This is a genomic window from Roseomonas gilardii subsp. gilardii (genome assembly GCF_023078375.1).
GTDB lineage: Bacteria > Pseudomonadota > Alphaproteobacteria > Acetobacterales > Acetobacteraceae > Roseomonas > Roseomonas gilardii.
Genome location: NZ_CP095554.1, coordinates 4,111,257 through 4,135,546, shown reverse-complemented (window position 1 = coordinate 4,135,546; position 24,290 = coordinate 4,111,257). Strand labels below are relative to the sequence as shown.

At 71.0% G+C, this 24,290-nt stretch carries 27 protein-coding genes; 15 read left to right on the top strand and 12 right to left on the bottom strand.

Annotation, left to right across the window (positions count from 1 at the left end; all coding sequences use genetic code 11):
• Nucleotides 1–78: 78 nt before the first annotated feature.
• The 6 genes from MVG78_RS19230 (at nt 79) to MVG78_RS19205 (ending at nt 4,686) form a co-directional block, all read left to right on the top strand.
• Nucleotides 79–1,944: an ABC transporter ATP-binding protein gene (locus MVG78_RS19230; protein WP_247555869.1), complete on the top strand. Its 1,866-nt coding sequence runs from the start codon at nt 79–81 to the stop codon at nt 1,942–1,944.
• A gap of 155 nt (nt 1,945–2,099) precedes the next feature.
• The gene (locus MVG78_RS19225) at nt 2,100–2,306 is read left to right on the top strand and encodes an AtpZ/AtpI family protein (RefSeq protein ID WP_247555866.1); all 207 of its coding nucleotides are present in this window, start codon (nt 2,100–2,102) and stop codon (nt 2,304–2,306) included.
• A gap of 15 nt (nt 2,307–2,321) precedes the next feature.
• Nucleotides 2,322–3,077: a F0F1 ATP synthase subunit A gene (locus MVG78_RS19220; protein ID WP_247555842.1), complete on the top strand. Its 756-nt coding sequence runs from the start codon at nt 2,322–2,324 to the stop codon at nt 3,075–3,077.
• A gap of 54 nt (nt 3,078–3,131) precedes the next feature.
• Complete coding sequence (locus MVG78_RS19215) at nt 3,132–3,371, top strand: ATP synthase subunit C family protein (RefSeq protein ID WP_019459606.1); 240 nt, start codon at nt 3,132–3,134, stop codon at nt 3,369–3,371.
• Nucleotides 3,372–3,427: 56 nt separating this feature from the next.
• A complete protein-coding gene (locus MVG78_RS19210) occupies nt 3,428–4,177 on the top strand; it encodes a F0F1 ATP synthase subunit B (RefSeq protein ID WP_247555823.1) in 750 nt (249 codons plus the stop codon).
• Nucleotides 4,177–4,686 (top strand): F0F1 ATP synthase subunit B, encoded by a 510-nt coding sequence (locus MVG78_RS19205; RefSeq protein ID WP_247555820.1) that lies wholly within the window; start codon nt 4,177–4,179, stop codon nt 4,684–4,686. The genes MVG78_RS19210 and MVG78_RS19205 overlap by 1 nt, the downstream gene beginning before the upstream one ends.
• 72 nt (nt 4,687–4,758) lie before the next feature.
• On the opposite strand, the gene MVG78_RS19200 is transcribed toward MVG78_RS19205, so the two are convergent.
• Nucleotides 4,759–5,952: a PA0069 family radical SAM protein gene (locus MVG78_RS19200; protein ID WP_247555817.1), complete on the bottom strand. Its 1,194-nt coding sequence runs from the start codon at nt 5,950–5,952 to the stop codon at nt 4,759–4,761.
• Nucleotides 5,953–6,262: 310 nt separating this feature from the next.
• Here MVG78_RS19200 and MVG78_RS19195 point away from each other — a divergent pair, with 310 nt between their 5' ends.
• Nucleotides 6,263–6,976, top strand: a complete 714-nt coding sequence (locus tag MVG78_RS19195; protein WP_247555798.1) for a glycosyltransferase family protein — start codon at nt 6,263–6,265, stop codon at nt 6,974–6,976.
• 13 nt (nt 6,977–6,989) lie between these two features.
• Here the strand turns inward: MVG78_RS19195 and MVG78_RS19190 are convergent, their stop codons facing one another.
• The 5 genes from MVG78_RS19190 to MVG78_RS19170 all read right to left on the bottom strand — a co-directional run bounded on the left by MVG78_RS19190 (nt 6,990) and on the right by MVG78_RS19170 (nt 12,399).
• Nucleotides 6,990–8,552: a TerC family protein gene (locus MVG78_RS19190; RefSeq protein ID WP_247555796.1), complete on the bottom strand. Its 1,563-nt coding sequence runs from the start codon at nt 8,550–8,552 to the stop codon at nt 6,990–6,992.
• Nucleotides 8,553–8,737: 185 nt separating this feature from the next.
• Nucleotides 8,738–9,373: a DedA family protein gene (locus tag MVG78_RS19185; protein ID WP_247555793.1), complete on the bottom strand. Its 636-nt coding sequence runs from the start codon at nt 9,371–9,373 to the stop codon at nt 8,738–8,740.
• A gap of 59 nt (nt 9,374–9,432) precedes the next feature.
• Complete coding sequence (locus tag MVG78_RS19180; RefSeq protein WP_247555790.1) at nt 9,433–10,419, bottom strand: sensor histidine kinase; 987 nt, start codon at nt 10,417–10,419, stop codon at nt 9,433–9,435.
• A gap of 230 nt (nt 10,420–10,649) precedes the next feature.
• The gene (locus MVG78_RS19175; protein ID WP_247555770.1) at nt 10,650–11,351 is read right to left on the bottom strand and encodes an RluA family pseudouridine synthase; all 702 of its coding nucleotides are present in this window, start codon (nt 11,349–11,351) and stop codon (nt 10,650–10,652) included.
• Between the two features lie 181 nt (nt 11,352–11,532).
• Nucleotides 11,533–12,399 carry a branched-chain amino acid aminotransferase gene (locus tag MVG78_RS19170; protein ID WP_247555768.1) on the bottom strand — a complete coding sequence of 289 codons (867 nt, stop codon included), beginning with the start codon at nt 12,397–12,399 and terminating at the stop codon, nt 11,533–11,535.
• Nucleotides 12,400–12,701: 302 nt separating this feature from the next.
• Between MVG78_RS19170 and MVG78_RS19165 the strand changes: the two genes are divergently transcribed.
• The 3 genes from MVG78_RS19165 to MVG78_RS19155 all read left to right on the top strand — a co-directional run bounded on the left by MVG78_RS19165 (nt 12,702) and on the right by MVG78_RS19155 (nt 15,654).
• Nucleotides 12,702–13,712 (top strand): Ldh family oxidoreductase, encoded by a 1,011-nt coding sequence (locus tag MVG78_RS19165; protein WP_247555766.1) that lies wholly within the window; start codon nt 12,702–12,704, stop codon nt 13,710–13,712.
• A gap of 47 nt (nt 13,713–13,759) precedes the next feature.
• Nucleotides 13,760–14,494, top strand: a complete 735-nt coding sequence (locus MVG78_RS19160; RefSeq protein WP_247555763.1) for a TrmH family RNA methyltransferase — start codon at nt 13,760–13,762, stop codon at nt 14,492–14,494.
• 98 nt (nt 14,495–14,592) lie between these two features.
• The gene (locus tag MVG78_RS19155) at nt 14,593–15,654 is read left to right on the top strand and encodes a Bug family tripartite tricarboxylate transporter substrate binding protein (protein ID WP_247555761.1); all 1,062 of its coding nucleotides are present in this window, start codon (nt 14,593–14,595) and stop codon (nt 15,652–15,654) included.
• Between the two features lie 46 nt (nt 15,655–15,700).
• Here MVG78_RS19155 and MVG78_RS19150 read toward each other — a convergent pair whose 3' ends face one another.
• Nucleotides 15,701–16,027, bottom strand: coding sequence for a YnfA family protein (locus MVG78_RS19150; protein WP_247555758.1), 327 nt, complete (start codon nt 16,025–16,027; stop codon nt 15,701–15,703).
• Between the two features lie 125 nt (nt 16,028–16,152).
• Here MVG78_RS19150 and MVG78_RS19145 point away from each other — a divergent pair, with 125 nt between their 5' ends.
• From MVG78_RS19145 to MVG78_RS19130, 4 genes are all read left to right on the top strand, one after another.
• Nucleotides 16,153–16,797, top strand: coding sequence for an MFS transporter (locus MVG78_RS19145; RefSeq protein ID WP_247555739.1), 645 nt, complete (start codon nt 16,153–16,155; stop codon nt 16,795–16,797).
• Entirely contained in the window at nt 16,794–17,309 is a 516-nt protein-coding gene (locus tag MVG78_RS19140) for an MFS transporter (protein WP_247555736.1), read from the top strand. Before MVG78_RS19145 ends, MVG78_RS19140 begins: the two co-directional genes overlap by 4 nt.
• The gene (locus MVG78_RS19135) at nt 17,306–17,515 is read left to right on the top strand and encodes a hypothetical protein (RefSeq protein WP_247555733.1); all 210 of its coding nucleotides are present in this window, start codon (nt 17,306–17,308) and stop codon (nt 17,513–17,515) included. The genes MVG78_RS19140 and MVG78_RS19135 overlap by 4 nt, the downstream gene beginning before the upstream one ends.
• A 340-nt stretch (nt 17,516–17,855) precedes the next feature.
• Nucleotides 17,856–18,026: a hypothetical protein gene (locus MVG78_RS19130; protein WP_247555730.1), complete on the top strand. Its 171-nt coding sequence runs from the start codon at nt 17,856–17,858 to the stop codon at nt 18,024–18,026.
• Here the strand turns inward: MVG78_RS19130 and MVG78_RS19125 are convergent.
• Nucleotides 18,015–19,238, bottom strand: coding sequence for a multidrug effflux MFS transporter (locus MVG78_RS19125; protein ID WP_247555728.1), 1,224 nt, complete (start codon nt 19,236–19,238; stop codon nt 18,015–18,017). The two genes, MVG78_RS19130 and MVG78_RS19125, sit on opposite strands and share 12 nt — an antisense overlap.
• 193 nt (nt 19,239–19,431) lie before the next feature.
• Nucleotides 19,432–21,039: an ABC transporter substrate-binding protein gene (locus MVG78_RS19120; RefSeq protein ID WP_247555725.1), complete on the bottom strand. Its 1,608-nt coding sequence runs from the start codon at nt 21,037–21,039 to the stop codon at nt 19,432–19,434.
• A 233-nt stretch (nt 21,040–21,272) separates the two neighbouring features.
• Between MVG78_RS19120 and MVG78_RS19115 the strand changes: the two genes are divergently transcribed.
• Entirely contained in the window at nt 21,273–22,070 is a 798-nt protein-coding gene (locus tag MVG78_RS19115) for a glucose 1-dehydrogenase (RefSeq protein ID WP_247555722.1), read from the top strand.
• 15 nt (nt 22,071–22,085) lie between these two features.
• Here MVG78_RS19115 and phoB read toward each other — a convergent pair whose 3' ends face one another.
• From phoB to pstB, 3 genes are read right to left on the bottom strand one after another with little or no spacing between them, the layout of a single operon-like run.
• On the bottom strand, nt 22,086–22,799 hold the full coding sequence (gene phoB / locus MVG78_RS19110) for a phosphate regulon transcriptional regulator PhoB (protein WP_247555720.1): 714 nt from the start codon (nt 22,797–22,799) through the stop codon (nt 22,086–22,088).
• On the bottom strand, nt 22,796–23,512 hold the full coding sequence (gene phoU / locus MVG78_RS19105) for a phosphate signaling complex protein PhoU (RefSeq protein ID WP_247555703.1): 717 nt from the start codon (nt 23,510–23,512) through the stop codon (nt 22,796–22,798). The genes phoB and phoU overlap by 4 nt, the downstream gene beginning before the upstream one ends.
• A 17-nt stretch (nt 23,513–23,529) precedes the next feature.
• On the bottom strand, nt 23,530–24,273 hold the full coding sequence (pstB, locus tag MVG78_RS19100; RefSeq protein ID WP_247560535.1) for a phosphate ABC transporter ATP-binding protein PstB: 744 nt from the start codon (nt 24,271–24,273) through the stop codon (nt 23,530–23,532).
• Nucleotides 24,274–24,290: the final 17 nt, after the last annotated feature.

Genomic DNA, 24,290 nt, shown 5'->3' with positions numbered 1-24,290 from the left:
CAGCCATGATGTGCGCCCCCCGAACATGAACGCGTTGTGCGTTGACCCGACTCCCCGCACGGGCGTCCTGTTCCCGCGATGTTCCGCTTCTTCGAAAACCTGGTGAACCCGGCCGCGAATCCGGGGGAGAGGGCCGCGCGCTTTCTGGGCGTGCCGGTGCCGGACGGGGCACCGCCGCGATCGCTGCTGGGGTTCTACTGGCACTATGCCCGGCAGGCGAAGCTGGTCTTCCTGCTGCTGTTCGTGATGGGCATGTGGGTGGCGCTGCTGGATGCGCTGATCCCGATCTTCATCGGCCGCGTGGTCTCGCTGCTGCAGGCGCATCCGCCGGAGCGGCTCTTCGCCGAGGCCGGGGGGCCGCTGCTCGGCATGGCGCTGGTGATGCTGCTGGTGCGGCCGGCCTCGATCCTGATGCAGAACCTCGTGGTGCAGCAGGCGGTGGTGCCGGGCTTCACCGGGATGATCCGCTGGCAGGCGCACTGGCACGTGGTGCGCCAGGGCTGGGCCTTCTTCCAGGAGGATTTCTCCGGCCGCATCGCCACACGGGTGATGCAGGCGGGGCCGGCGCTGCGGGAAAGCATCGTCTCCGGCGTCAATGCCGTCTGGTACATCCTGGTCTATGCCAGCGGGGCGGTGCTCTGGCTGGTCTCGGCCGACTGGCGCCTGGCCCTGCCGGTGCTGCTCTGGTTCTGCCTCTACGTGGTCCAGCTCCGCCTCATCGTGCCGAGGCTGCGGGAACGGGCGCGGCGGGCCTCGGAGGCGCGCTCGCTGCTCACCGGGCGGGTGGTGGACAGCTATACCAACATCCTGACCGTGAAGCTCTTCGCCCGGGCGCGGGATGAGGATGATTTCGTGGGGGAGGGGCTGAACCAGCTCACCGAGCGGTTCCAGCGCCAGACCCGCATGGTGACGATCAACGGGCTGCTGCTCTCCACGCTCAACGCGCTGCTGATGACGGGGATGGCGGCGCTGTCGATCTGGCTCTGGTCGCGGGGGGAGATCGGGCTCGGCGTGGTGGCCACGGCGCTGCCCATGGCCTGGCAGATCGTGAACATCTCCGGCTGGGTCGCCTTCAACGTCTCCTCGATCTTCGAGAATATCGGTGTGGTGCAGGAGGGAATGGGCTCCATCGCCGTGCCGCCCACCGCGCCGGACCCGCCGGGGGCGAGGGATCTGGTGGTCACGCGCGGCGAGGTGCGGTTCGAGAAGGTCCGCTTCGGCTATGGGCGGGAGGGGCAGGCGGTGCTGGACGGCTTCGACCTGACCATCGCGCCGGGCGAGCGGATCGGGCTGATCGGCCATTCCGGCGCCGGCAAGACCACCGCGATCAACCTGCTGCTGCGTTTCTTCGAGCCGGATTCCGGCCGCATCCTGATTGATGGACAGGACATTACCGCGGTGACAGCCGAGTCGCTGCGCGCGGCCATCGGCGTGGTGACGCAGGACACCGCGCTGCTGCACCGCTCCGTCGGCGACAACATCCGCTATGGCCGCCCGGATGCGGATGACGCGGCGGTCGAGGAAGCGGCGCGGCAGGCCCAGGCGGACGGCTTCATCCGGGGGCTGGAGGACTGGCGTGGCCGCACCGGCTACGAGGCCCATGTCGGGGAGCGGGGCGTGAAGCTGTCCGGCGGGCAGCGGCAGCGCATCGCCATCGCCCGCGTGCTGCTGAAGGATGCTCCGATCCTGGTGCTGGACGAGGCGACGAGCGCGCTCGATTCGGAGGTGGAGGCCGCGATCCAGGAGCAGTTGGAGCATCTGATGCGGGGCAAGACCGTGATCGCCATCGCGCACCGGCTCTCCACCATCGCGCGGCTGGACCGGCTGGTGGTGCTGGAGCGCGGGCGCATCGTGGAGATGGGCACGCATGCGCAATTATTGGCGCATGGCGGAGCCTACGCGCGCTTGTGGGAGCGGCAGTCCGGCGGGTTCGTCTCAGCTTGACACCGTGTGAACGGTTCCTTACGAGCCCATTGCCTTCCGGGGGTTTTGGCCCGCAAGGAGCGAGGGTGGGTAAGCACGGCGACTTCGACGAGCGCTTGCGGAAAGCTCGGGCCCAGCAGGGCCTGGAACCGGACCCTGGCAAGGGGAAGGGAGGCTTGCCCGCGGGCGTTTGGGGTCTTGGCTTGCGGATCGGTGCCGAGCTGGTCTCGGCCCTGGTCGTGGGCACCGTGATCGGCATGGCGCTGGACCGTTGGTTCGGCACCGCCCCCTGGTTCCTGCTGGTTTTCTTCCTCGTGGGCGGCGCTGCCGGGGTACTGAACCTGTACCGTGTTCTTTCCCCGGGGCGTGAGCGCGACCGTTGAATTGAGGGTAGGGCCTTGGCGACTGAAGGCAAGACGATCGACGCGCTGAGCCAGTTCGAGCTCATTCCCGTCCTGGGGCCTGTCGGCCGCGCTGTTGGTTTCACCCAGTCCACCGCCCACATGCTGCTCGCGGTCGGTCTGGTCTCGGCCCTGATGATCTTCGGCATGCGCCGCCGCGCCGTGGTGCCGGGCCGCCTCCAGGCCCTGGCCGAGATCTTCTACGAATTCGTGGAAGGGCTGGTGATCGGGCAGGTCGGGCAGGAGGGGCGCCGCTACTTCCCCTTCGTCTTCGCCCTGTTCATGTTCATCCTGTTCGGGAACATGCTGGGCCTGTTCCCCTATGCCTTCACCTATACCAGCCATATCGCGGTGACCTTCGGCCTCGCGGTGCTGGTGTTCCTGACGACGACGATCGTCGCCCTGGTCCTGCACGGCAGGAAGTTCTTCGGCTACTTCTTCCCCGAGGGCGCGCCGCTCTGGCTGGCGCCGATCATCATCCCGGTCGAGATCGTCTCCTACCTGTCCCGCCCGATCAGCCTCTCCATCCGTCTCTTCGCGAACATGGTCGCGGGGCACGTGATGCTGAAGGTCTTCGCCACCTTCGTGGTGCTGATCGGCTCCTTTGGTGCGCTGGGCTTCCTCGGTGCGCTGCTGCCGATGGCGGTCAACGTCGCGCTGATCGGCTTCGAGGTGCTGGTCGCTTTCCTGCAGGCCTATGTCTTCGCGATCCTGACCAGCATCTATCTCCACGACGCGGTGCACCTGCACTAATAAAGACAGCGCGTCTCCCTTCTTCCCCTTGAGACAAGGAAAGAGAACTTCTCGATGAACGATCCTGTCGCCTACCTCGGCGCCTTCAAGGCCCTTGGCGCCGGCCTCGCGGTCATCGCCCTCTTCGGCGTCGGCCTCGGCATCGGCAACATCTTCTCCTCGCTGATCAGCAGCGTGGCCCGCAACCCCGGCGCCCGCGACACCGTCTTCCCGATCGGCATCCTGGGCTTCGCCCTGACGGAAGCCGTGGCGCTCTTCGCCCTGCTGATCGCCTTCCTGATCCTGTTCACCTGACACCCCCTGGTGCCGCGGGGCGCATCCCCGCGGCACCGGTTCCTTCAGGAGCCGTGATGATCCGCCGCAAGACGACCGCGCTGGCCGCGGCGCTGGTTCTCCTGCCGGTGCTCGCCGTCGCACAGGTTCCCTCCGCGCCCGCCGCGCCCCATTCCACCCCCTCCGGCACGGTCGCGCTGCCTAGCCAGTTGCCGCAGACGACGGGTGCCCCGCTTTCCGACACCGACCGCGCGCATGCCATCGGCTCCGCCCAGGACCGCGCCGACTATCACGACGCCCAGGCTCAGGCCGAGGGCAAGGGCGGCATGCCGCAGCTCGACTTCGCCAACCCGCTGACCACGGCGCAGGTCGTCTGGCTCTTCGTCATCTTCGGCCTCTTCGTGCTGATCAGCTACCAGTGGCTGCTGCCGCCGGTGGGCGAGGTCCTGGCCAACCGGCGCCAGCGCATCGGTGCCGACCTGGAGGCCGCGCGCGCCGCCAAGACCGAGGCCGACGAGGCCAATGCCGCGCATCTGGCCGCGACCCGGCAGGCCCGTGCCCAGGCGCAGGAAAGCATCAACGCCGCCGTGGCCGCCGCCAATGCCGAGGCCGCCAAGCGGGCCGAGGCGCTGAACGCCCGGCTGCAGGAGCAGATCGCCGCCGCCGAGACGCGCATCGGGCAGGCCCGCGACGCCGCCATGGGCGCGCTGCGGGAGGTCGCGACCGATGCCGCCACGGCTCTGGTCGAGACCCTTTCCGGCATCAAGGACCAGGCGGCCGTCGCGCAGGCCGTTGACCGTCAGATCGCGGCGCGAGGACAGGCCTGATGGCACACCACTACGAGCATTTCTGGCTCGACCCGAAATTCTGGGTCGGCGTCGCCTTCATCCTCTTCGTCGTGCTGACCGGCCGCCTGATGTGGCAGCGCCTCGCCGGCATGCTCGACGCCCGTGCCAAGGCCGTGCGGATGGAGCTGGAGGAGGCCGGGCGCCTGCGGGCGGAGGCGGAGGCGCTGCGCCAGCAGGCCGAGGCCGACCGCACCGCCGCCGCCGCCGAGGCCGAGCAGATGATCGCCCGCGCCAAGGCCGAGGCCGAGCGCCTCGCGAAGAAGGCCGCCGAGGAGGCCGAGGCCAGCGCCAGGCGCAGCGAGCGCATGGCCCTGGACCGCATCGCGGCCGCCGAGGCGAGCGCCGTGGCGGAGGTGCGCCGCACCGCCGCCGAGGTCGCCACCCATGCCGCGCAGGAGGTCATCGCGGCGAAGTTCGACGCCCAGGCCGATGCCGCCCTGGTGGACCGTTCCGTGGCCGATCTGCCCAAGGCACTGCGCGCCGCCTGAACCGCTGTCCGGCAGAACACATGAGAAAAGGCCCGCCGGATCGCTCCGGCGGGCCTTTTCCATGGGGGCGGATCAGAACAGGCTGAGCTGCTGCGGCGCGGCCTCCGACGGCGGCACGGTGAAGCGCGAGCAGTCCAGGGGATCGTCGCCACGGCCACCCATGCCGCGAAAGGTCAGGCCATAGCCGAAGCGCTTCAGAGCCAGGTGGAAGCGCTGGTGCAGCGTATCCGCATAGGGCCCCGTGCCGACCTGCCGGAGGCCGAAGCGGGAATCGTAGCTTTGCCCGCCGCGCGTCTCGCGGATCAGCGCCAGGATGCGGCCGGCCCGGTCCGGGTAGTGGTTCCGCAGCCAGGTCTCGAACATCTCCGCGACCTCGAGCGGCAGGCGGAGCAGCACATAGCCCGCCCGGCTTGCCCCGGCTTCCCGGCAGGCGCCCAGGATGCGCTCCAGCTCGGCATCGTTCAGCCCGGGGATCATCGGCGCCGCCAGGACGGCGGTGGGGATACCGGCCTCGGTCAGCGCGCGCAACGCGGCGAGGCGCCGCACCGGGGCGGCGGCACGGGGCTCCATCAGCCGCGCCAGCCTGTGGTCCAGCGTGGTGACGGAAAGGCAGACATGGACGAGGTTGCGGGACGCCATCCGCCGCAGGATGTCGATGTCCCGCAGCACGCCGGCGGATTTCGTGACGATGGAGACCGGGTGGTTGAAGCGGTCCAGCACCTCCAGCACCGCGCGGGTCAGTTGCAGCCGCCGCTCCACGGGCTGGTAGGGATCGGTGTTGGAGCCGAGCGCGATGGGCTTCGGCACATAGCCGGGCCGGCGCAGCTCCTTCTCCAGCAGCGTGGCGATCTCCGGCTTGAAGACCAGCCGGGTCTCGAAATCCAGGCCGGGCGAGAGGCCCAGCCAGGCATGGGTCGGGCGGGCATAGCAGTAGATGCAGCCATGCTCGCAGCCCCGGTAGGGATTGATGCTGCGGTCGAAGCCGAGATCCGGGCTGTCGTTCCAGGCCAGGGCCTTGCGCGTGGCATCCCGCGTCAGGGTGGTCGCGAGGGGCGGCAGTTCGGCCAGGGCCTCGGGCAGGGTGTTCCAGCCATCGTCGAAGGGGTCCCGGACGGAGCTCTCGTATCGGATGGCAGGGTTCGTAGAGGCACCGCGGCCTCTACGGACACCGGGAAGGGGGACCCGGTCAGGGCAAGGGGGCGGCCCAGGCTGCCATCGGGCATGACACGAAGCTCCGTCCGGGGCGGCCACGGGGGGAACCCTCATGCTGTGTCATGGGGGGACGTGGCCGCGTTCTTTCTTCGTTCTCACGGAATATGGGCGCCGATCCGGAGTCAGGTCAAGAACAATGTGAGAACATGGGATGCGGCCTCACCCATTCGGGGCATTGACTTCCGGTTGATTGTTTTGGAAGTGGCACACTTCAAGAATGTGGTGCCATGCCATTGCCCATGGCCCCGCCTGGAAGCCGTCCGAAACGATCATGATCCCATCACGTCCTTTCTCCACCACCTGGCCAGTCCGTGACTCCGCCTCGGCCCGGGCCAGCGCCGCATGTCAGCGGAGCGATGCCGGGATGATCGTGATTCCCGCCCTCGGCCGTCCGGGACGGAGCGACGAGATCCCGCCGGAATGGCTGCGCCCCGCCGAACGCGGGTCCTCTCTGCTCGATGGTTTCCTTTCGGCCTTGTCCGGCACCGTTCAGGCCGCCGGCCTGCTGATCATCCATCTTGACCGGCCGGGCGTGGCGGAATTCCTCCGCGCCCGCCTGGCGGGTTCCGGTCTCGATGCGGAACTGGTCGCGCTGTCCCGGCCGACGCGGGGGGAGGCGGAGACGGTGCGCCTCGGCCTCGGCGCCATCGGCGCGCCCGTCGAGGCGCCGCTGACCGTGCTGGGCGCGGAGGCGCTGCGGGACCCTGCCCAGTTGCCGCCATCCCCGGAAGCGGATGGCTGGCTGGAATGCGCCGAGGGTGCCCAGCCTCTTCGCGGCTTCGTCCAGGGGGATGCGATGGGGCGGCTGGAAGGGCTGGCGGAGCAGCGCGGCCTGTCGCGGCTCTGCTGCACCGGCCTGTACCGCCTCCGTTCCGTGGCGCTGTTCCGGGGGGTGCTGAACCGGCTGGAGCGGCGCGGCGGGCAGGAACTCTCCATGGCCGCCCTGTTCCGGCAGATGCTCGCCGAGGGCCGCGACCTCCGCTACGCGCTCGCCGACGCAGGCGCGTCGGCGCCATCCATCATGCCATCGTCCCTGGCGCCGCGCGGCTCCGGCTGGACTGTGGCGCTGGCCCGGTAGGCAGGGGCCGGCCTCAGGCCGGATGGCCCCCCGGCGGGAGGCGGCTGACGCGCACCTGCTCCAGCCGGAAGCCGCCCCGCATGGAGACCATCTCGAAGCTCAGCCCATCCGCTTCCAGCCGCTCGCCCAGGACAGGCAGGCGCTGCAGCCGTTCCATGAGATAGCCGGCCAGGGTGGAATAGGGGCCGGCGGCATCCGCCAGCCGGGTGCCGAGGCGCTGGTCCAGCGCATGCAGGTCCATCTGCGCATCCACCAGCAGGCTGCCGTCCGCCTCTTCCACGAGGCGCGGGTCCTCTCCGCTCTCGTCGAACTCGCCGGCGATGGCCTCCAGGATGTCGGTCGGCGTCGCCACGCCCTCCAGCGTGCCGTATTCGTCCAGCACCACGGCCATCTGCACGGGGGAGCCGCGCAGACGCTCCATCAGCGTCAGCACGTCCATCCGGTCATGCACCAGGAGCGGCGGGCGGACGGAACGGTCCAGGGCGATGGCGCCGCCCCGCATCAGGTCGCTCAGCAGGTCCTTGGCCAGGGCCACGCCGACGATCTCCTCGATCTCCCCGCGTGAGATCAGGTAGCGGGAGCGGCCGCTGTCCAGGATCACCCGCCGGTGCTCCTCCGGCGTGCCGAGCACGTCGATCCAGACCACCTCGCTGCGCGGGCTCATGATGGAGCGGACGGGCCGTTCCGCCAGCGCCATCACCCCCTGCACCATGGAGCGTTCCTGCGGCTTGAAGACCGGCGCCGCCGTGTCATCCGCCTCGCCGGAGGGCGCGGCCTCGTGGCCGGCGGCATCCTGCGGCCCGCCGCCGAGCAGGCGCAGCACCGCCGTCGCGGTACGGTCGCGCAGGTCGCCCGAGCTCATGCGCCGCGCATAGCCGCGCCGGGCGATCTGGTTGAAGGCCTCGATCAGCACGGAGAAGCCGATCGCGGCATAGAGGTAGCCCTTGGGGATGTGCAGCCCCAGCCCCTCGGCGATCAGGCTGAAGCCGATCATCAGCAGGAAGCCGAGGCAGAGGATCACCACCGTCGGATGCGCCGAGACGAAGCGCATGAGCGGGCGGCTGGCGGCGATCATCACCACGATGGCCACGATCACCGCGATGTACATGATCGACAGGTGCTGCACCATGCCGACGGCGGTGATCACGCTGTCCAGCGAGAAGACCGCGTCCAGCACGACGATCTGCGCCACGACCTGCCAGAAGCTGGCCCAGACCTTCGCGCCTTCGCGTGCCTGCTCGCCGCCTTCCAGCCGCTCATGCAGCTCGCTGGTGGCCTTGAAGATCAGGAACAGGCCGCCGAGCACCAGGATCAGGCCCCGGCCGGTGATCTCCACCCCCATGACGCGGAACAGCGGCGTGGTGAGGCCCACGACCCAGGCGATGCCCGCCAGCAGCGCCAGCCGCATCAGCAGGGCCAGGGACAGGCCGATGATGCGGGCCTTGTTGCGCTGCTCGGGCGGTAGCTTGTCGGCGAGGATGGCGATGAAGATCAGGTTGTCGATCCCGAGCACGAGCTCGAGGATGATCAGCGTTCCGAGGCCCAGCCAGGCGGTGGGGTCGGCGATCCATTCCATGGTGGTACGGGGGCTCCGGTTCGGTGGCCGTCAGGGAACCGCCCCGGCCGGGATGGGCGGGGCGGGCGGCCGATGGGATCGGGGCGCGGCCAGGATGGGGCGCCGCGGGTGGGGGTGTCCGGGGGCGGGGCGGGGGCTTGCGGCCCGGCCCGGGGCCGTCCCTGGGGGGACGGCGGGCGAAAGGCTCAGCGCCGCGTCTTCAGCGCGCCGCTCAGCACCGGCTTCAGGCGCAGGTAGCTCAGCCAGAGAAGCAGGGCGCCGCCGGCCGTGGCGGCCAGGAGCAGCGGATCGGGCTCCTGCCCCAGTTCCCGTGCCAGCCAGCCGCCGATGGAGCCGGGCATCAGCACCAGCGGCGCCCAGAGGATAGCGGACAGGATGTTGGCGCTCTGGAAGGAACGGTTGCGCATGCCGGTCACGCCGGCCGCCAGCGGCGTCACCGCCCGCATGGGGCCGAGGAAACGCCCGACGAAGACCGCCCACCACCCCCAGCGCCGGAACACGGCGACCGACCAGGCATAGACGCGCCGGCAGGAGGCCGGCAGGCGCCGCCGCACCGCATAGGGGCCGACCGCCCGCGCCAGCCAGTATCCGGCGGCATCGCCCATCACGCCGCCCAGGGCGCAGGCGGCCAGCACCGGCCAGGGGTCCGCCAGCCCGCTGCCGATCAGGGCACCGATGGCCAGGAGCAGCGCCGTGGAGGGCACCACGATGCTGACCACGGGGAAGGATTCCAGGAAGGCGATGAGAAAGGTAGCGGGGCCGACCCAGGCGGCGTTGGCGCGCATCCAGCCCTCGAAGGCGGCGGTCCATTCTTCCATCATGAACGATTGTTAACATCACCCGCCGCTCCTGGCCAGCGATCCGATGGGGCGGATGATCCTCACGAGGCCCCAACTCCGGCCCCGTTCGGGGCCCGGCGTGGCGACCAGGCGACCTCCCAGCCATTCTGCGGCGGCGGAAGGCGACTGAGGCGCGTGCCCAGTGCCTGGGCGAGGCTTTCGGCGATGGTCATGCCCAGCCCCTTGGGCACCTCCGCCGGCTGCCCCGGCCCCTCGTCGCTGACCAGGAGGACGAGGCCATCCCCCTCGGCGCGCAGGGCGATCCGCACCCGCCCACCCGGCGGGCCGTGCCGCAGGGCGTTGGTGGCGAGTTCATTCACCACCAGGCCGAGCTTCACCGCCACATCGGCCGGCACGGAGACCGGCGCCAGCTCGGTGTGCATGGAGGCCGCGGAGCCTTCGCGCTCCGGCAGGGCCCGGGCGAGGCGTTCCAGCATGCCATCCAGCGAGACCTCCGCCGTCCCGGCCTCATGCATCAGGTCATAGGTGGCGGCGATGGCCATCATCCGCCCCTGGGCCGCGCGCAGCGCCGCCACGGCGGCCGGGTCATCGATCTGCCGCTCCTGCATCCGCAGGAAGGAGCCCAGCAGGGTCAGGTGATTCTTCAGCCGGTGATGCGATTCCCGCAGCAGCAGGTCGCGCAGCCGCACTGCCTCCTCCTGCGTCGCACGGGCGGCGCCCAGGCGCTGCACCAGCTCGGCGATCTCGGCGGGGGCCTGGTTCTCGTCGTAGTCGCTGCCGGCGGAGCCGGCGAAGTCAGGGGCGGGGCAGTCCCCTTCCAGCCGGCGCGCGGCGGCGGCCACCGGCTGGACGACCAGCGCGCGGGAGGCCCAGGCCACCCCGCCCAGGCCCAGCAGCAGCAGCAGGCCGGACAAGAGCACCGGCCCCGTCTCCACGACATCCATCCAGCGAAGCTGCGCCAGCACGACCAGCAGGATCAGCAGTGCATATCCAGTGTAGAGCGCGGCCAGGCGCTGCCCGCTGGTCCAGCCATGGCCGAGCCGATGCGATCTCGCCTGCCCGTCCAACCTCAGCTCTCCATGCTCATGCGGGCATGGGATGACAGCGGCGCCGCATGCCGTCGAGGGCTTCGCGAACCGGCGAATCGCAAACCCTCGCGAGCATCGGCGCGAGCATTGGCCCGGTGGATACGGACCGGGCTCCGGAACGCGTTTTCCTGGATGGCGCGCACCGTGGGTTCGAATCCCACCCTGTCCTGTCCGTACGTCGCCAGACCGCGCGGCGCCCCATTTCCGGTTCAGTCTTTGCCGGGCCTCCAGCCGCAGTCGGCGAACCCAGCCCGCATGGCCTCGGGCAGCGGTGCCTCGGCCGCGCGGGGCGGCTCCAGCGGCAATCGAAGAGAGCGGGCGAGCAGGTGCAGCCCGCCCGGAGCCGGCTGGCCGTAAAGCGGGTCTCCCAGGATGGGGCCGCAGATCAGCCCGCAATGCAGCCGGAGCTGATGCGTGCGGCCGGTGGCGGGACGCAGCTCCAGCCAGGTCAGGCCAGGGCCGCGCCCCAGCACGCGCCAGGCGGTGCGGGCGGGCTGCCCCTCCGGATGCACCTCCATGCGCCAGCCGGATTGGGCGGTGCTGGTCTTGCGCAGCGGCGCGTCCACGGTGCCGCTCCCGGCCTCTGGGGCGCCGAGTGCCACGGCCCAGTAGGTCTTCTCCGCCCTTCCGCCGGCGAAGAGCGCGCCGAGCGCCGCCAGGGCCGGCTTGGTGCGGCCCAGGGCGAGGCATCCGGCGGTGTCGGCATCCAGCCGGTGGGCCGGTTGCGGCACATGGCGCTTGCCCTGTTGCAACAGGGGCAGCCAGTCCTCCAGGCTCGGCTTGCCGCGCGGCCCGGCATGGACCGGCAGCCCGGCGGGTTTGTCGAGGATCAGGACCTCGCCGTCCTGGTGCAGGATGCGTTGCGCCAGCCAGGGCGGCGGAGCCTCGCCGGACGGGCGGGGGCGCGGCATCTCCCGTTCGTTCCCGGGGCGGGCGCGGTCATCCTGCCCTCCCGCCGGCCGCGCGCCGGCACGCGGGCCGCTCCGCGCGGGGCCGGGGCGCGGGCGGGTCACGCCGCTGCCCTGGCCTTGCCGCCGGCTCAAGCCCGGGCCTTCCGCTGGCCGGCGGATGCCGCGCGGGGGCGGCGCTTCCTCAGGCGGCCTTCCTCGGCAGGATGCGCGAGCCCTCGGCCCAGTCGAAATACAGCTTGTGCGCCTGGGCGGCGACGGGGCCGGGCTGCATCCGGTTGTCCTCGAAGCGCGTGCAGGGCTGCACCTTGCCGTAGTTGCCGGTGGCGAAGATCTCGTCCGCCTCGGCCAGCATCTGCGGCGTCACCGTGCATTCGCGCACCTCGCGCCCGGCCTCCCGCAGCAGGGAGATGATGCGGGAGCGGGTGATGCCGGCCAGGAAGGTGCCGTTGGCCACCGGCGTCATCACCACCCCGTCCTTCACCATCATGATGTTGGAGGTGGCGAATTCCGCGACATTGCCGTCCGGGTCGCTCATCACCGCGTTCTCGAAGCCCTTCTCCTTGGCCCAGCGCACGGCGCGGGAGGAGTTGGGGTAGAGGGCCGAGGCCTTGGCATCGGTCGGCGCCATGTCGGCGGCGGGGCGGCGATAGGGCACCATGCAGGCGGAGAAGCCCTTCGGCTCCGGCATCGGCGCGTCGTAGATCGACAGGATGAAGGTGGTGGAGGCCGGGTCCGGGAAGGCCGCGCCGATGCCGGTGCGGATGAAGAACATCGGGCGGATGTAGAGCTCGGCATCGGGGCCCATGCGGCGCACGCCCTCGCGGCAGAGCTCCTCGATCTCCCCGGCGGCGATCTTCGGGTCCATGCCCATGTTGCGGGCGGAGCGGATCGCGCGCTGGCAGTGCAGGTCGAGGTCCGGCACCAGGCCGCGGATGGCGCGGGCGCCGTCGAAGACGATCGAGCCCAGCCAGAAGGCGTGGTCCATCGGGCCGAGGACCTTCGGTTCCTCGGTGCTCCACCGCCCGTCATACCAGAACACGCCCGCCATGCGCCGAACTCCCGCGTCATGCTGTGAGGAAGGAGGCGAGCCTGCCATGCCGGAGCGAGGGGGTGAAGGCCCGCCCGCCGATCGCGGGAGAGACATTCCCCGGATGAGGGGCTTGCCGGGATGGATTTCTCCCTCTCGACCTCATTTCGACAGGATTCACCTCCTTCGCTGCCCTTGGGGAAAGGCGCCGGGGCCGCCGGGGCATCCTCGCGCCGGCCCCGGCGGGTTTCCTGGCGGAAGGTGGGGCAGGCCCATGCGCGAAGACCCTTGACGTGCCGCGCCCCAGGCGGCCCTAGGGGGCCATGCCGCGCATCAACACCGCCCAGGCGCATCTCCTGGTCCGCAAGTCCCTCGTCAATGCCGGGTCCTCCGGCATCATGGCCGGCGCCACGGCCCGCGCCCTGGTCGGGGCGGAGGCCGCCGGCTGGTCCGGCCACGGCCTGTCCCGCGTGCCGATGTATGCGGGCTTCCTGCGCAGCGGCCGGGCCGACGGCAAGGCGTTGCCGGCGATCCGTGCCGAGCGCGGCGGCACCGTCCTGGTCGATGCGCGGCACGGCCTCGCCTATCCGGCGCTGGAGATCGCCGAGGCCGAGGCAATGCTCCGCACGCGCGAGCACGGCATCAGCTTCGCCGGCGTGACCAACAGCAACCATGCCGGGGCGCTGGGCATCCCCGTGGCGCGCATGGCGGAGAAGGGGCTGGTGGCGCTGGCCTTCGCCAACTCGCCGGCCTCGATCCCGGCGCCGGGCGGCAAGCGGCCATTCTTCGGCACCAACCCGGTCGCCGCCGCCTTCCCGCGCCGCGACGCGCCGCCGCTGGTGATCGACCTGGCGCTGAGCAGCGTGGCGCGCGGCCGCATCATGAAGGCCGCCCAGCAGGGCGAGCCGATCCCCGAGGGCTGGGCGCTGGATGCCGGGGGGCGCCCGACGACCGATGCGAAGGCGGCGCTGTCCGGGACCATGCTGGCGGCGGGCGGCACCAAGGGCGCGCTGCTGGCCATGGTGGTGGAACTGCTCTGCGCGGCGCTCACCGGTGCGGCGCTGAGCGTGGAGGCGGACAGCCTGTTCGTGGAGCAGGGCAACAGGCCGAGGCTGGGCCAGGCCATCATCGCCATCGATCCCGGTGCGCTGGCGGGGCAGGACCGCTTCCTCGACCGGGTGGAGACGCTGGTCGCCGCGATGCTGGAGGATGAGGGCGTGCGCCTGCCGGGTGCCCGCCGCTTCGCCGCCGAGGCGCGCAGCGAGGCTGAGGGGATGGAGATCTCCGCGGCCATGCTGGAGACGCTGGAAGGGCTTGCGGGGCGTAAGCTCTAGCCCCCAGCCTGCAACACAGCCCCCAACAGCCCCGGAAATCAGCCGCCATGCCGCGCGCCCCCGATCCCGACCGCATCTGCGGCCGCGCCGCCGTGCAGGCCGCCTTCCGGCACCGGCCGGGCGATATCCTGCGCCTCTTCTACCTGCCGGCGATGCGCCCGGAAGCCGGGCCGGTCTGCGCCGCCCTGGCGCGGGAACGCCGGCCCTATCGCGAGGTGCGGCCGGAGGAGCTGGCGCGCATCGCCGGCACCACGCATCACGGTGGCATCGTGGCCATCGCCGTGCCGCGCCGCCTGCCGCTGCTGCCCGTGCCCCTGCCGGCACCGCTCCTCGCCGCGCCGGTCCTGCCGGTGCTGGACGGGGTGGGCAATCCGCACAACCTCGGTGCCATCGCCCGCTCGGCGGCCTTCTTCGGCTGCGCCGGCATGGTGCTGTCCGGCGATCCGCGCCAGGCCTGGCTGGGCGAGGCCGCCTTCCGCACCGCCGAGGGCGGGCTGGAGGCGCTGTCCCTCCATGCCGCGCCGGACCTGCCCGGGACGTTGCGTGCTGTCTCCGCGCAGGTGCTGACCGTGGCGGCGGTCGCCACCGGCGGCGTCCCACCCGGGGAGTTGCCGCGCGGCAGGCCCATCGCCCTCGTGCTGGGCAATGAGGAGCAGGGCGTCGCCCCCGCCAGCGCCGCGGCCTGCGCCGCGCGGGTGACGCTGCCGGGGTCCGGCCGGGTGGAGAGCCTCAACGTTTCCGTCGCGGCGGCGGTGCTGATCCACAGCCTCTCGGCGCGCTAGTTTTCCGTCGGGGGCAGCCCGGTCCGGGCCCGGACCGTCTTGCGCACGGGCGGGCTGCCTGCGAGGAGGGGAGGCCGCTGAATCCGGGAGTCGAGCGGATGATCCCACGCCGTCGCGCCATGCTGATCCCCCTGATCATCCCCTCCCTGGCTGGCCTGCCTCCATCCGCCGTCGCACAGGCCCAGGCCGTGGCACCGGACGTGCCAGCCAGGCCGGAGGGCGACACCGGAACCGCCACGGCAGCCTTTCCGGACCATCCTCTCCAGATGATCGTACCCTATGTGGCCGGTGGGGCGGTGGACATGCTGGGCCGCCTTCTGGCGGAGCAGGTGCAGCCCGCCCTGGGGCAGCCGGTCCAGGTCGAGAACCGGGGCGGTCTGGGCGGCAACCTGGGCGCGGAGGCCGTGGTCCGCGCGCCGAAGGACGGCTACCGGCTGCTGCTCGGCTCGGCCACGGTCCTGGCCGCGAACCGCTTCCTGTATCGCCGCTCCATGGGCTTCGACCCGCTGAAGGACCTCGCCCCGATCACCCGTGTCGCGACCGGGACGGTGGTGCTGGTGGTGCGGGCCGACCGGAGATGGAAGAGCTTCGCCGACCTCATCGCCGCGGCGAAGGCGGCGCCGGGCAAGATCACCATGGGCTCCTCCGGCACCGGCACGGTGAGCCACCTGACGCTGGCTGCGCTGGAGAAGGCGGCCGGGGTGGACATCACCCATGTGCCCTATCGCGGTGGCAGCCTGGCGATCCGCGACCTGCTGATCGGCAATGTGGACATGATGTTCGACGTGGCGCCGGCGCTCCTGCCGCATCTGCGCAGCGGTGAGTTCCGGGCCCTGGCGGTCGGCTCGGCGAAGCGTGTGGCCGGCGTGCCGGAACTGCGCGACGTGCCCTCCATGGAGGAACTGTTGCCGGGCTCCGGCATCGATGCACAAGCCTGGTACGCGGTGCTGACCACGGCCGGAACCCCGCAGGACCGGATCGACCGGCTCTTCGCGGCCTTCGCCGGGCTCGTGCGCTCGGAGGCCTTTCGGGACCGCCTAGTGCCGGAAGGGCTGACCCCCATTTGGGACGACAGCCCCGCCGCCTTCGGCGCCTATCTGCAGGCGCAGGCGGAATACTGGCGCAAGCTGGTGGAGGCCTCGGGCGCGACGCTGGACTGATCCCGCCCGGAGCGCCCCGGGGGGGCCACGGCGGAGGAAGCGGCGGTCAGCCGGTGCGCGGCGCGAAGAGGATCACGGCGCTGCCGAGGAAACAGAGGGCACTGCCGGCGAGGTCCCATCGATCGGGCACCACCCCTTCCACGCCCCAGAGCCAGAACAGTGAGGCGGCGATGTAGACCCCGCCATAGGCCGCATAGGCGCGCCCCGCCGCGCTGCTGTCCACCAGGGTCAGCAGGAAGGCGAAAGCGGCGAGGGAGGCCATGCCGGGCAGCAGCCAGAGCGGGCTCTGCCCGAGGCGCCGCCAGGACCAGAAGCTGAAGCAGCCGGCGATCTCCGCCAGGGCGGCCAGGAGGTAGAGGAAGGTCGAAGCCATGCGGCTCCGCTTGCCATCCGTGCCCCCCGGTCCGGAAGGGGCGGCGGGCGGCCCGGTGCCCCTTCCGGGCCGGGTATCCGTGCCCACGCGGCACCGGCCTCGCGAGGACGCGAAGCGGCGGGGGCTTGCGCTCCGCCCCCGCGCCGCGTCACGTCCGCCGCGCCCCGGTCATGCGCATCATGGGGCCCGCCGCGAGCGGAACGAACCGAGGCAGGGAGACAGACCGTTTTGGCGACCACCGCTCCCCGCTGCTGCGGCCCGTCCGCGCGCTGCTTCTCTCGGTGGTGCTGCTGATGCTCGGCAACGGGCCGCTCACCACGCTGATCAGCCTGCGCCTGAACGGGGCCGGGGCGTCGCCGGCGCTGACGGGCCTGGTCGCCACGGCCTATTTCCTCGGCCTGACCATCGGCGCCATGCAGGCCTTCCGCGTCATCCTGCGCGTCGGGCACATCCGGGCCTTCGCGGTCTTCGCCTCCACGGTCTCGGCCACCGGCCTCGTCTATGCCCTGTGGCAGAACGCCGCCCTCTGGGCGCTGGTGCGGCTGGTGGACGGGTTCTGCATGGCCGGGCTCTTCATCTGCATCGAGAGCTGGCTGAACGACCGGGCGGAACCGTCGCGGCGTGGCGCGCTGCTCGCCGCCTACATGGTCTGCGTCTATGGCGCCCAGGCGGCGGGTCAGGGGCTGCTGAACATCGGTGGGGCGGGGGACCCGAGGCCCTTCCTGCTGCTGTCCATCCTGATGGGCTCTCCGTCCTGCCCGTCTCGATGACCAGCAAGAGCCCCACCGCGCTGCCCGACGTGGCCTCGCTCAGCCTGCGCCAGCTCTACCGGATCTCGCCGCTCGGCATGGTCGGCACGGTGACGAGTGGCCTGCTGCTGGGCGCCGTCTATGCCCTGGCGCCGCTCTTCGCCCGGGGCAACGGGCTCGACCTCGCCGGGACCACGCTGTTCATGACCGCGCTGATCCTGGGGGGCATGGCGCTGCAATGGCCGCTCGGGCGCCTGTCCGACCGCTTCGACCGGCGGCTGGTGATCCTGGGCACGCTGGCGGCGCTGGTGGCCTCCAGTGTCCTGGTGCTGCTGGCCGTGCCGATCGGCGTGTCCTGGCTGCTCGGGACCGGCGCGCTGTTCGGCGGGCTGGTCTTCGCCCTCTATCCGCTCTGCGTCTCGCACACCAATGACTGGCTGGGTGCGGGGGACCGGGTGGCAGCCAGCGGCGGGCTCGTGCTGGCCTATTCCTTCGCGCGGCGGCGGGGCCGGTCCTGGCCTCGGCGGGCATGAGCCTGACGGGGCGGAGCGGCCTGTTCCTCTATGCCGGGCTGGTGTCGCTGGCCTGCCTCGGCTTCGGCCTGTGGCGCCTGACGGCCCGGGCGACCCTGCCCGCCGAGCAGCAGCAACCCTATCAGGGCCTGCCCGGCACCACCCCGGCGGTGGCGCCCCTGCATCCCATGGCGGAGGCGGAGAAAGAGGAAACCGTCGGCCCGTGACGGGTGGGCAGGGCGTCGCGGGAAGAGGAGGGCCCGTCTCGCCCTTCCATCATCCGGCTTGGCGGGACATGGCTTTGTGATCCCGGAACAAGGTTGATCGCGAAAAGTTTATTATTGAACAGGAACAAAATACCGCGCCCTGGCCCAGCCTGAGGCATGCTTCCCTTCGTCGATGCAACCGGGGATGGAGTCCGGGTCTGGCGGCGGTATTCATGCCCATACCGACTGTCTGTTGCGAAAATCGTAACGATATGGAAAGGGTGCTTGTCACCATCCAAAAAATGCGATTTATGCCGATAAAGATGTTTCTGGTTCGAATTCGAAGGAGGGGCGTCAGGACGTGCAGTCTTCGAGCCAGAGCTTCCAGGCGGAGCTGCAGAAACTCGTCACCGCCATGAATGACCATCAGCGCCAGGGCCTGCTGGTCGTGGCGCGCGCCATCGCCGCGGCGGCCGAAAGCGCGCCCAAGGCCCCCGCAGCACCTTCACACGGTGTCCCGTCAGCCGGGTGAGGCCGTGGGGTCCGGAAGGGGCTCCCGGCCCGGGAGCAAAGCGAGTTGCAGCCCCAGGCCGAGCAGCGCGCAGCCGGCCATCACCGCCGTGAGCGACAGGGCGCTGCCCTCCACATAGAAGAATCCGACCAGTCCGCTCGCCAGGGCACCGAACAGCATCTGCAGGCTGCGCAGCGCCGCCGAGGCGGCCCCGGCCATCCGCCCCATCGGCTGCAACGCGCCATGGGTGGCATTGGGCGCCAGCAGGCCGAAGCCGAAGCTGCCGATGGCGGCGAGAGGTACGAGGCTGGCCGGCCCGAGCGCGCCGAGCAGGGTCAGGAGCAGAGCCAGCACGGCGCCGCAGGATGTCAGGGCCAGGGCGATGCGGGACACCAGCCGCCCCGGCACATGCGCCCTGGCCAGACGGCCGCTGAGCGCCGAGCCCAGCATCAGCGTCACGGCGGAGCAGGCGAAGAGCAGGCTGTAGCCCCCCGGCGCCACGCCGAACTGCCCCATCAGCACCGCCGGCGATCCGGAGATATAGGCGAAGAGCGTGCCGAAGCAGGCGGCGTTGGACAGGGCATGGCCGAGGAAGACCCGGCGCCGCAGCACCTCGCCATAGCGCATCAGGATCTGGCGGGGATGCAGGCTGTGGTGCCGCCCGTCCGGCGCCGATTCCGCGAAGCCCCAGGCGGTGACCAGCAGCAGGACCAGCCCGCCGAGGCCCAGCGTGCCGTAGATCGCGCGCCAGCCGCCCAGCGCCAGCACGAGCGTGCCCAGCATCGGGGCGACGATCGGCCCGACACCCAGAACCAGCGTGACATAGGACATGCGGAGCCGCGCCTCCGTGCCGTCGAACAGGTCGCGGACGATGGCGAAGGGCAGGGTCGCGCCCGCCCCGGCGCCGATGCCCTGCACCAGCCGCCAGAACAGCAGCGTGCCGGGAGAGCCGGCCAGGGCGCAGCCGAAGCCGGCCAGGGCGAAGATCAGCAGCCCCGCCAGCAGCACCGGCCGCCGGCCGAAGCGGTCGGACAGCGGGCCGAGCAGCAGCGGGCCGCAGGCGAAGCCGAGCAGGAAGATGCTCAGCGTCTGCGTGGCCTCGCTGGGTGTGGCGCCCAGATCGGCCTCCAGCGCCGGAAAGCCCGGCAGGCCCATGTCGATGGACAGGGGTGGCAGGGCCGAGAGCGCGCCCAGGAAGACGGTGAAGGCCAGCCCCTTATGCCGGAATGCCAATGCGGGTTCCCTTCTCGGACCCCGGACAGCGATCGCGGCCAGCACAGGAGGCCGGGTCGCTCCAGGGGCACGGGGGCCTGCGATAGCAATCCTGCCGCAGTGCAACAAGCTTGACCCGTCACCGTGCCCGCGATGCAGGTCTTCCGGGCGGAAGGCACCAGGGCCTTCCGCCAGGAGAGTTTGCGGCGCGGCCTCAGCTCCGGCGTACGTTCAGCGGGATCGGCAGGCCGGGCCGGATATCGGTCAGGCCGCGGCGATAGGCGCTGTCCACGAAATACTGGCCGAGCGGGATATAGGGCACGTCCACGAAGAACTGTGCCTGGATCTCGCGCCCCAGGCGCTTCTGCGCCTCCAGGTCCGGCGCGTCGAACCACTCGTCGCGCAGCGCCTCCAGCTTCGGCGAGGTCGGCCAGCCGAACCAAGCATTCTCCCCATTGGCGCGCAGCAGCAGGTGCCCGGCCGGGGTGGCGAACTCCATGCCGCTGAACAGGGCGATCAGCGCGTTCCAGCCGCCCTGGCTGGCCGGGCCACGGTTCTGCCGCCGCTGCAGCAGCGTGCCCCAGTCCGAGGTCGCGTCCTGCACCTGGAAGCCGGATTTGCGCAGCATGTCCACGCCGACCGTCATCAGCGCGTTCTGGTTCGACACGTCGGTGGCATGCAGCGCCGTCACGCTGGCCCCCGCCACGCCGGCGGCGGCGAGGTCGGCCTTCACCTTGTTGTAGTCGCGCGGACTGGTGAGCACCTCCAGCCCTGCGTCATTGGCCATCGGGCTGCCCACCGGGAAGCAGCCGACCTTGTCGCTCCACAGACGGGGATCGTCGCCATTCGCCGCCGCCATGAAGTCGGATTGCAGCACGGCGCCGAGCAGGGCGCGGCGGGCCTCCGGCTTATCGAAGGGCGGTTGCAGGTGGTTGAAGCGGAAGCTGGCATAGGTGCCGGACTCGTCGATGCGCTCCAGCACCACGTCGCGGGCGCGCCTGAGCACCGGGTTGAGGTCGGAGGGCACGACCTCCCACCAGTCCACCTCGCCTGATTGCAGCGCGGCGGCCGAGGTGGCGGGGTCGGGGATCACCTTCCACTCCACCCGCTCGAACCGGGCGAGCTTCGGCCCGGCGATCATGCTGGGCGTGCCCACCGGCGTCGGCACGTACCGGTCGAAGCGCTGGTAGACGACCTGGGCGCCGGACACGCGCTCATTGGCGAGGAAGCGATAGGGGCCAGAGCCCACCACCTCGGTGAAGGGCTTGGTCGGGTCCTGGCCGGCGAAGCGTTCCGGATAGATGAAGCAGGGATAGGAGGAGGCCTTGCCCAGCGCGTCCAGCATCAGGCCGAAGGGGCGCTTGAGGCGGATCTCGAAGCGCCGGTCGTCCAGCACGCGGATCTCGTCGAGACGCAGCGCCAGGGTCTGGCCATGCGTGTCGCGCGGCATCCAGCGCTTGATGGAGGCCACGGCATCCTGGGCGCGCACCTTCTCCCCATCGTGGAAGAGCGGGCCGTCGCGCAGGGTGAAGACCCAGCGCTTCCCGTCATCCTCCACGACATGGCCCTCGGCGAGCTGCGGCTGCGGCCTGAAGCTGGCATCGATGCCGTAGAGCGTGTCCCAGCACATGTGGCCGTGGTTGCGCGTCGGATAGGCGGTGGTGGCCAGCGGGTCGAGGATGGTGACATCCGCCTGCGGGATGAAGCGCAGCACCCGCGCCGCATCGCCTTGCGCCAGGGCCGGGCGGGCGAGGGAGGCGGCACCCAGCGCGGCGCCGCCGGCCAGGAAGGTCCGTCGGGGGAGGGGCGTGCTCGGCGGCATGGCAGTGAGTCCTGGCTGGGGTCCGGCTTGGGGTGGGCGCGGGATTCGTGGCCTGCGACGACCCGGGGCGCGGAGGCTGGCGAAAACCGGACCATCCCGTCAACACCCTACCCGGTCAGGCCCGGGGCCCGGCCTCTTCGCGCGCAACTCTGCCCGCCGCTGCCTGTTCCGCCCCTCGGGGACACCGCAGGGGACAGGGCCGCCGCGCCGCGGCACTGGCAGGAGAACATCTCATGGATTGCCGCCTCGATGGACAGGTCGCGCTGGTCACCGGCGCCAGCTCCGGCATCGGCACGGGGGTCGCACGCGGGCTGGCGGCGGCCGGTGCGGCGGTGATCGTGAACTACCATTCCGGCCGCGAGCCCGCCGAGGCGCTGGTGGCGGAGATCGAAGGCCGGGGCGGCCGGGCCGTGGCCATCCAGGCCGATGTCTCCGATCCGGATGCCGTCGCGGTGCTTTTCGATCAGGCCGTGCGGCAGATGGGCGCCATCGACATCGTGGTGGCGAATTCCGGCATCCAGAAGGATGCGCCGGCCGCGGAGCTGACGGTGGAGGACTGGCGCAAGGTGATCGATACCAACCTCACCGGCCAGTTCCTTTGCGCCCAGGCGGGCATCCGGCAGTTCCTGAAACAGGGCGACCGCAAGCTGTCCCGCGCTCTGGGCAAGATCATCCACATGAGCTCGGTGCACGAGGTCATCCCCTGGGCGGGGCATGTGAACTACGCTGCCTCGAAGGGCGGCATAGCGATGATGATGCGCACGCTGGCGCAGGAGATGGCGGGCCAGCGCATCCGCATCAACGCCATCGCGCCCGGCGCCATCGCCACGCGCATCAACGCGGAGAACGTGGTGGGCGAGGCGGGAAAGAAGCTGCTGGGGCTGATCCCCTATGGCCGCATCGGCGATGTGGAGGACATCGCCAACGCCGCCGTCTGGCTGGCCTCCGACATGTCGGACTACGTGGTCGGCACCACCATCACCGTGGATGGCGGCATGTGCCTCTATCCCGGCTTCCGCGACAATGGCTGAGGCGGGGAGGGCCGCTCAGCCCTCCACGTCGAGCGCGTAGCCGGCGGAGCGGACGGTGCGGATGACATCCTCCTCGTCCGGCCCGTTCACCGCCTTGCGCAGCCGGCGGATATGCACGTCTACGGTGCGCAGCTCGACATGGATGTCGCGGCCCCAGATCGCGTCCAGCAACTGTTCTCGCGAGAAGACGCGGCCCGGATGCTGCATCATGAATTCCAGGATGCGGTACTCGGTGGGCCCCAGATGCAGCGGCCGGCCGTTGCGCGTCACGCGATGCGCCTCCGGGTCCAGCACCATGTCGCGCCAGACCAGGGCCTCGCGCATCGAGCCGGGGCCGGAGCGGCGCAGCAGGGCGCGGATGCGGGCGAGCAGCGCCTCCACCGTGAAGGGCTTGGCGATGTAGTCGTCCGCCCCCGTGTCCAGGGCGCGCACGGCGTCCTGGTCCTCGGTGCGGGCCGTCACCATGATGATCGGCAGGTCGCGCGTCGCCGGGCGGCGGCGGAGCTGGCGGCAGACCTCCAGCCCGGACAGGCTGGGCAGCATCCAGTCCAGCAGCACCAGGTCGGGCCGGCCTTCGGAGACGCGCAGCAGCGCCTCCTGCCCGTCGGCCGCTTCCTCGACGCGGAAGCCCTGGCGCTCCAGGTTGTAGCGCAGCAGGGTCAGCAGCGGCGCCTCGTCCTCCACCACCAGGATGGTGGGGCGGGCGCTGGTCTCGATCGCGGCGCTCATGCGTCGGACGGGGACAGGTCGCCGGGGGCCTCGACCTTCGGCCGGTCGTCGGGAAGGTTCTGGCCGGTGATCGAGAAATACACCGTCTCGGCGATGTTGGTGGCGTGGTCGCCGATGCGCTCGAAGTTCTTGGCGATGAAGTGCATGTGCGTGGCTGCGGTGATGTTGCGCGGGTCTTCCATCATGTGGGTCAGCAACTGGCGGAAGAGGCCGTTGTAGATGTCGTCCACCGCCACGTCGCTGGCCCAGACGCGGCGGCAGGCCTCGGCATCCTCGTTCAGCAGCGCGTCGATCACGTCCTTGAGGTTGCGCTGCACGAGCTGCGCCAGCGCCTCGAAAGTGCCCAGGCCGACGAGGTTGGGCTGCTGCGCGATCACCATGACCCGCTTGGCGACGTTGCGGGCATAGTCGCCGATGCGCTCCAGCTCCTGGCTGATCTTCATCGCCGCGATGATGAAGCGCAGATCCGCCGCCATCGGTGCCCGCAGCGCGAGGAGGCGGACGCAGAAGCTCTCCACCTCGCGCTCCAGCCCGTCGATCGGGGCATCGCGGGCGGCGACCTCGGCCGCCGCCGTGGCGTCGCGCCGGGTGAGCACATAGGCGGCATCGGCCACCTGCCGCTCGGCGAGGCCGCCCATGCGCGCGACCAGTTCGCGCAGCCGGCGCAGCTCGTCGCTGTAGGACTTGACGATGTGTTCGGGCTGATTGGGCATGGCCGCCTTCCTTTCCCTCAGCCGAAGCGGCCGGTGATGTAGTCCTGGGTCCGCCGCTCGCGCGGGGTGGTGAAGAGCTGCGCCGCCGGCGCCACCTCCACCAGCTCGCCCAGGTAGAAGAAGGCCACCTGGTCGGCGCAGCGGGCCGCCTGCTGCATGTTGTGCGTCACGATGGCGATGGTGAAGTCCTGCTTCAGCTCGTCGATCAGCTCCTCGATGCGGGCGGTGCTGATCGGGTCGAGCGCGGAGGTCGGCTCGTCGAGCAGGATCACGTCCGGCCGCACCGCGATGGTGCGGGCGATGCAGAGGCGCTGCTGCTGCCCGCCCGAGAGGCCGGCGGCATTGGTGTCCAGCCGGTCCTTCACCTCATCCCACAGCGCGGCGCGGGTCAGTGCCCATTCGATGCGCTCGGCCATGTCGGTCCGGCCCAGGCGCTCGTGCAGGCGGATGCCGAAGGCGATGTTCTCGCGGATCGTCATGGGGAAGGGGGTGGGCTTCTGGAACACCATGCCGACCTTGGCGCGCAGCATGTTCAGGTCCATGCCCGGGTCGAGGATGTTCTCCCCGTCCAGCAGCACCTGCCCCTCCGCCCGCTGGCCGGGATAGAGGCTGTACATGCGGTTCAGGATGCGCAGCAGGGTGGACTTGCCGCAGCCGGAGGGGCCGATCATGCCGGTCACCTGACGGTGCGGCAGGTCGAGGTTGATGCCCTTCAGCGCATGCTTGTCGCCGTACCAGAAGTTCAGGTCGCGCACGCTCATCCCCGCCTCGTTCAGGG

Excerpts from the sequence above, each read along its gene's own strand:
- MVG78_RS19230 (WP_247555869.1), top strand. The coding sequence starts at position 79 with ATGTTCCGCTTCTTCGAAAACCTGGTGAACCCGGCCGCGAATCCGGGG.
- MVG78_RS19215 (WP_019459606.1), top strand. The coding sequence starts at position 3,132 with ATGAACGATCCTGTCGCCTACCTCGGCGCCTTCAAGGCCCTTGGCGCC.
- MVG78_RS19210 (WP_247555823.1), top strand. The coding sequence starts at position 3,428 with ATGATCCGCCGCAAGACGACCGCGCTGGCCGCGGCGCTGGTTCTCCTG.
- MVG78_RS19205 (WP_247555820.1), top strand. The coding sequence starts at position 4,177 with ATGGCACACCACTACGAGCATTTCTGGCTCGACCCGAAATTCTGGGTC.
- MVG78_RS19200 (WP_247555817.1), bottom strand. The coding sequence starts at position 5,952 with ATGAGGGTTCCCCCCGTGGCCGCCCCGGACGGAGCTTCGTGTCATGCC.
- MVG78_RS19195 (WP_247555798.1), top strand. The coding sequence starts at position 6,263 with ATGATCGTGATTCCCGCCCTCGGCCGTCCGGGACGGAGCGACGAGATC.
- MVG78_RS19190 (WP_247555796.1), bottom strand. The coding sequence starts at position 8,552 with ATGGAATGGATCGCCGACCCCACCGCCTGGCTGGGCCTCGGAACGCTG.
- MVG78_RS19185 (WP_247555793.1), bottom strand. The coding sequence starts at position 9,373 with ATGATGGAAGAATGGACCGCCGCCTTCGAGGGCTGGATGCGCGCCAAC.
- MVG78_RS19175 (WP_247555770.1), bottom strand. The coding sequence starts at position 11,351 with ATGCCGCGCCCCCGCCCGTCCGGCGAGGCTCCGCCGCCCTGGCTGGCG.
- MVG78_RS19170 (WP_247555768.1), bottom strand. The coding sequence starts at position 12,399 with ATGGCGGGCGTGTTCTGGTATGACGGGCGGTGGAGCACCGAGGAACCG.
- MVG78_RS19165 (WP_247555766.1), top strand. The coding sequence starts at position 12,702 with ATGCCGCGCATCAACACCGCCCAGGCGCATCTCCTGGTCCGCAAGTCC.
- MVG78_RS19160 (WP_247555763.1), top strand. The coding sequence starts at position 13,760 with ATGCCGCGCGCCCCCGATCCCGACCGCATCTGCGGCCGCGCCGCCGTG.
- MVG78_RS19155 (WP_247555761.1), top strand. The coding sequence starts at position 14,593 with ATGATCCCACGCCGTCGCGCCATGCTGATCCCCCTGATCATCCCCTCC.
- MVG78_RS19150 (WP_247555758.1), bottom strand. The coding sequence starts at position 16,027 with ATGGCTTCGACCTTCCTCTACCTCCTGGCCGCCCTGGCGGAGATCGCC.
- MVG78_RS19140 (WP_247555736.1), top strand. The coding sequence starts at position 16,794 with ATGACCAGCAAGAGCCCCACCGCGCTGCCCGACGTGGCCTCGCTCAGC.
- MVG78_RS19135 (WP_247555733.1), top strand. The coding sequence starts at position 17,306 with ATGAGCCTGACGGGGCGGAGCGGCCTGTTCCTCTATGCCGGGCTGGTG.
- MVG78_RS19120 (WP_247555725.1), bottom strand. The coding sequence starts at position 21,039 with ATGCCGCCGAGCACGCCCCTCCCCCGACGGACCTTCCTGGCCGGCGGC.
- MVG78_RS19115 (WP_247555722.1), top strand. The coding sequence starts at position 21,273 with ATGGATTGCCGCCTCGATGGACAGGTCGCGCTGGTCACCGGCGCCAGC.
- phoB (WP_247555720.1), bottom strand. The coding sequence starts at position 22,799 with ATGAGCGCCGCGATCGAGACCAGCGCCCGCCCCACCATCCTGGTGGTG.
- phoU (WP_247555703.1), bottom strand. The coding sequence starts at position 23,512 with ATGCCCAATCAGCCCGAACACATCGTCAAGTCCTACAGCGACGAGCTG.
- pstB (WP_247560535.1), bottom strand. The coding sequence starts at position 24,273 with ATGAGCGTGCGCGACCTGAACTTCTGGTACGGCGACAAGCATGCGCTG.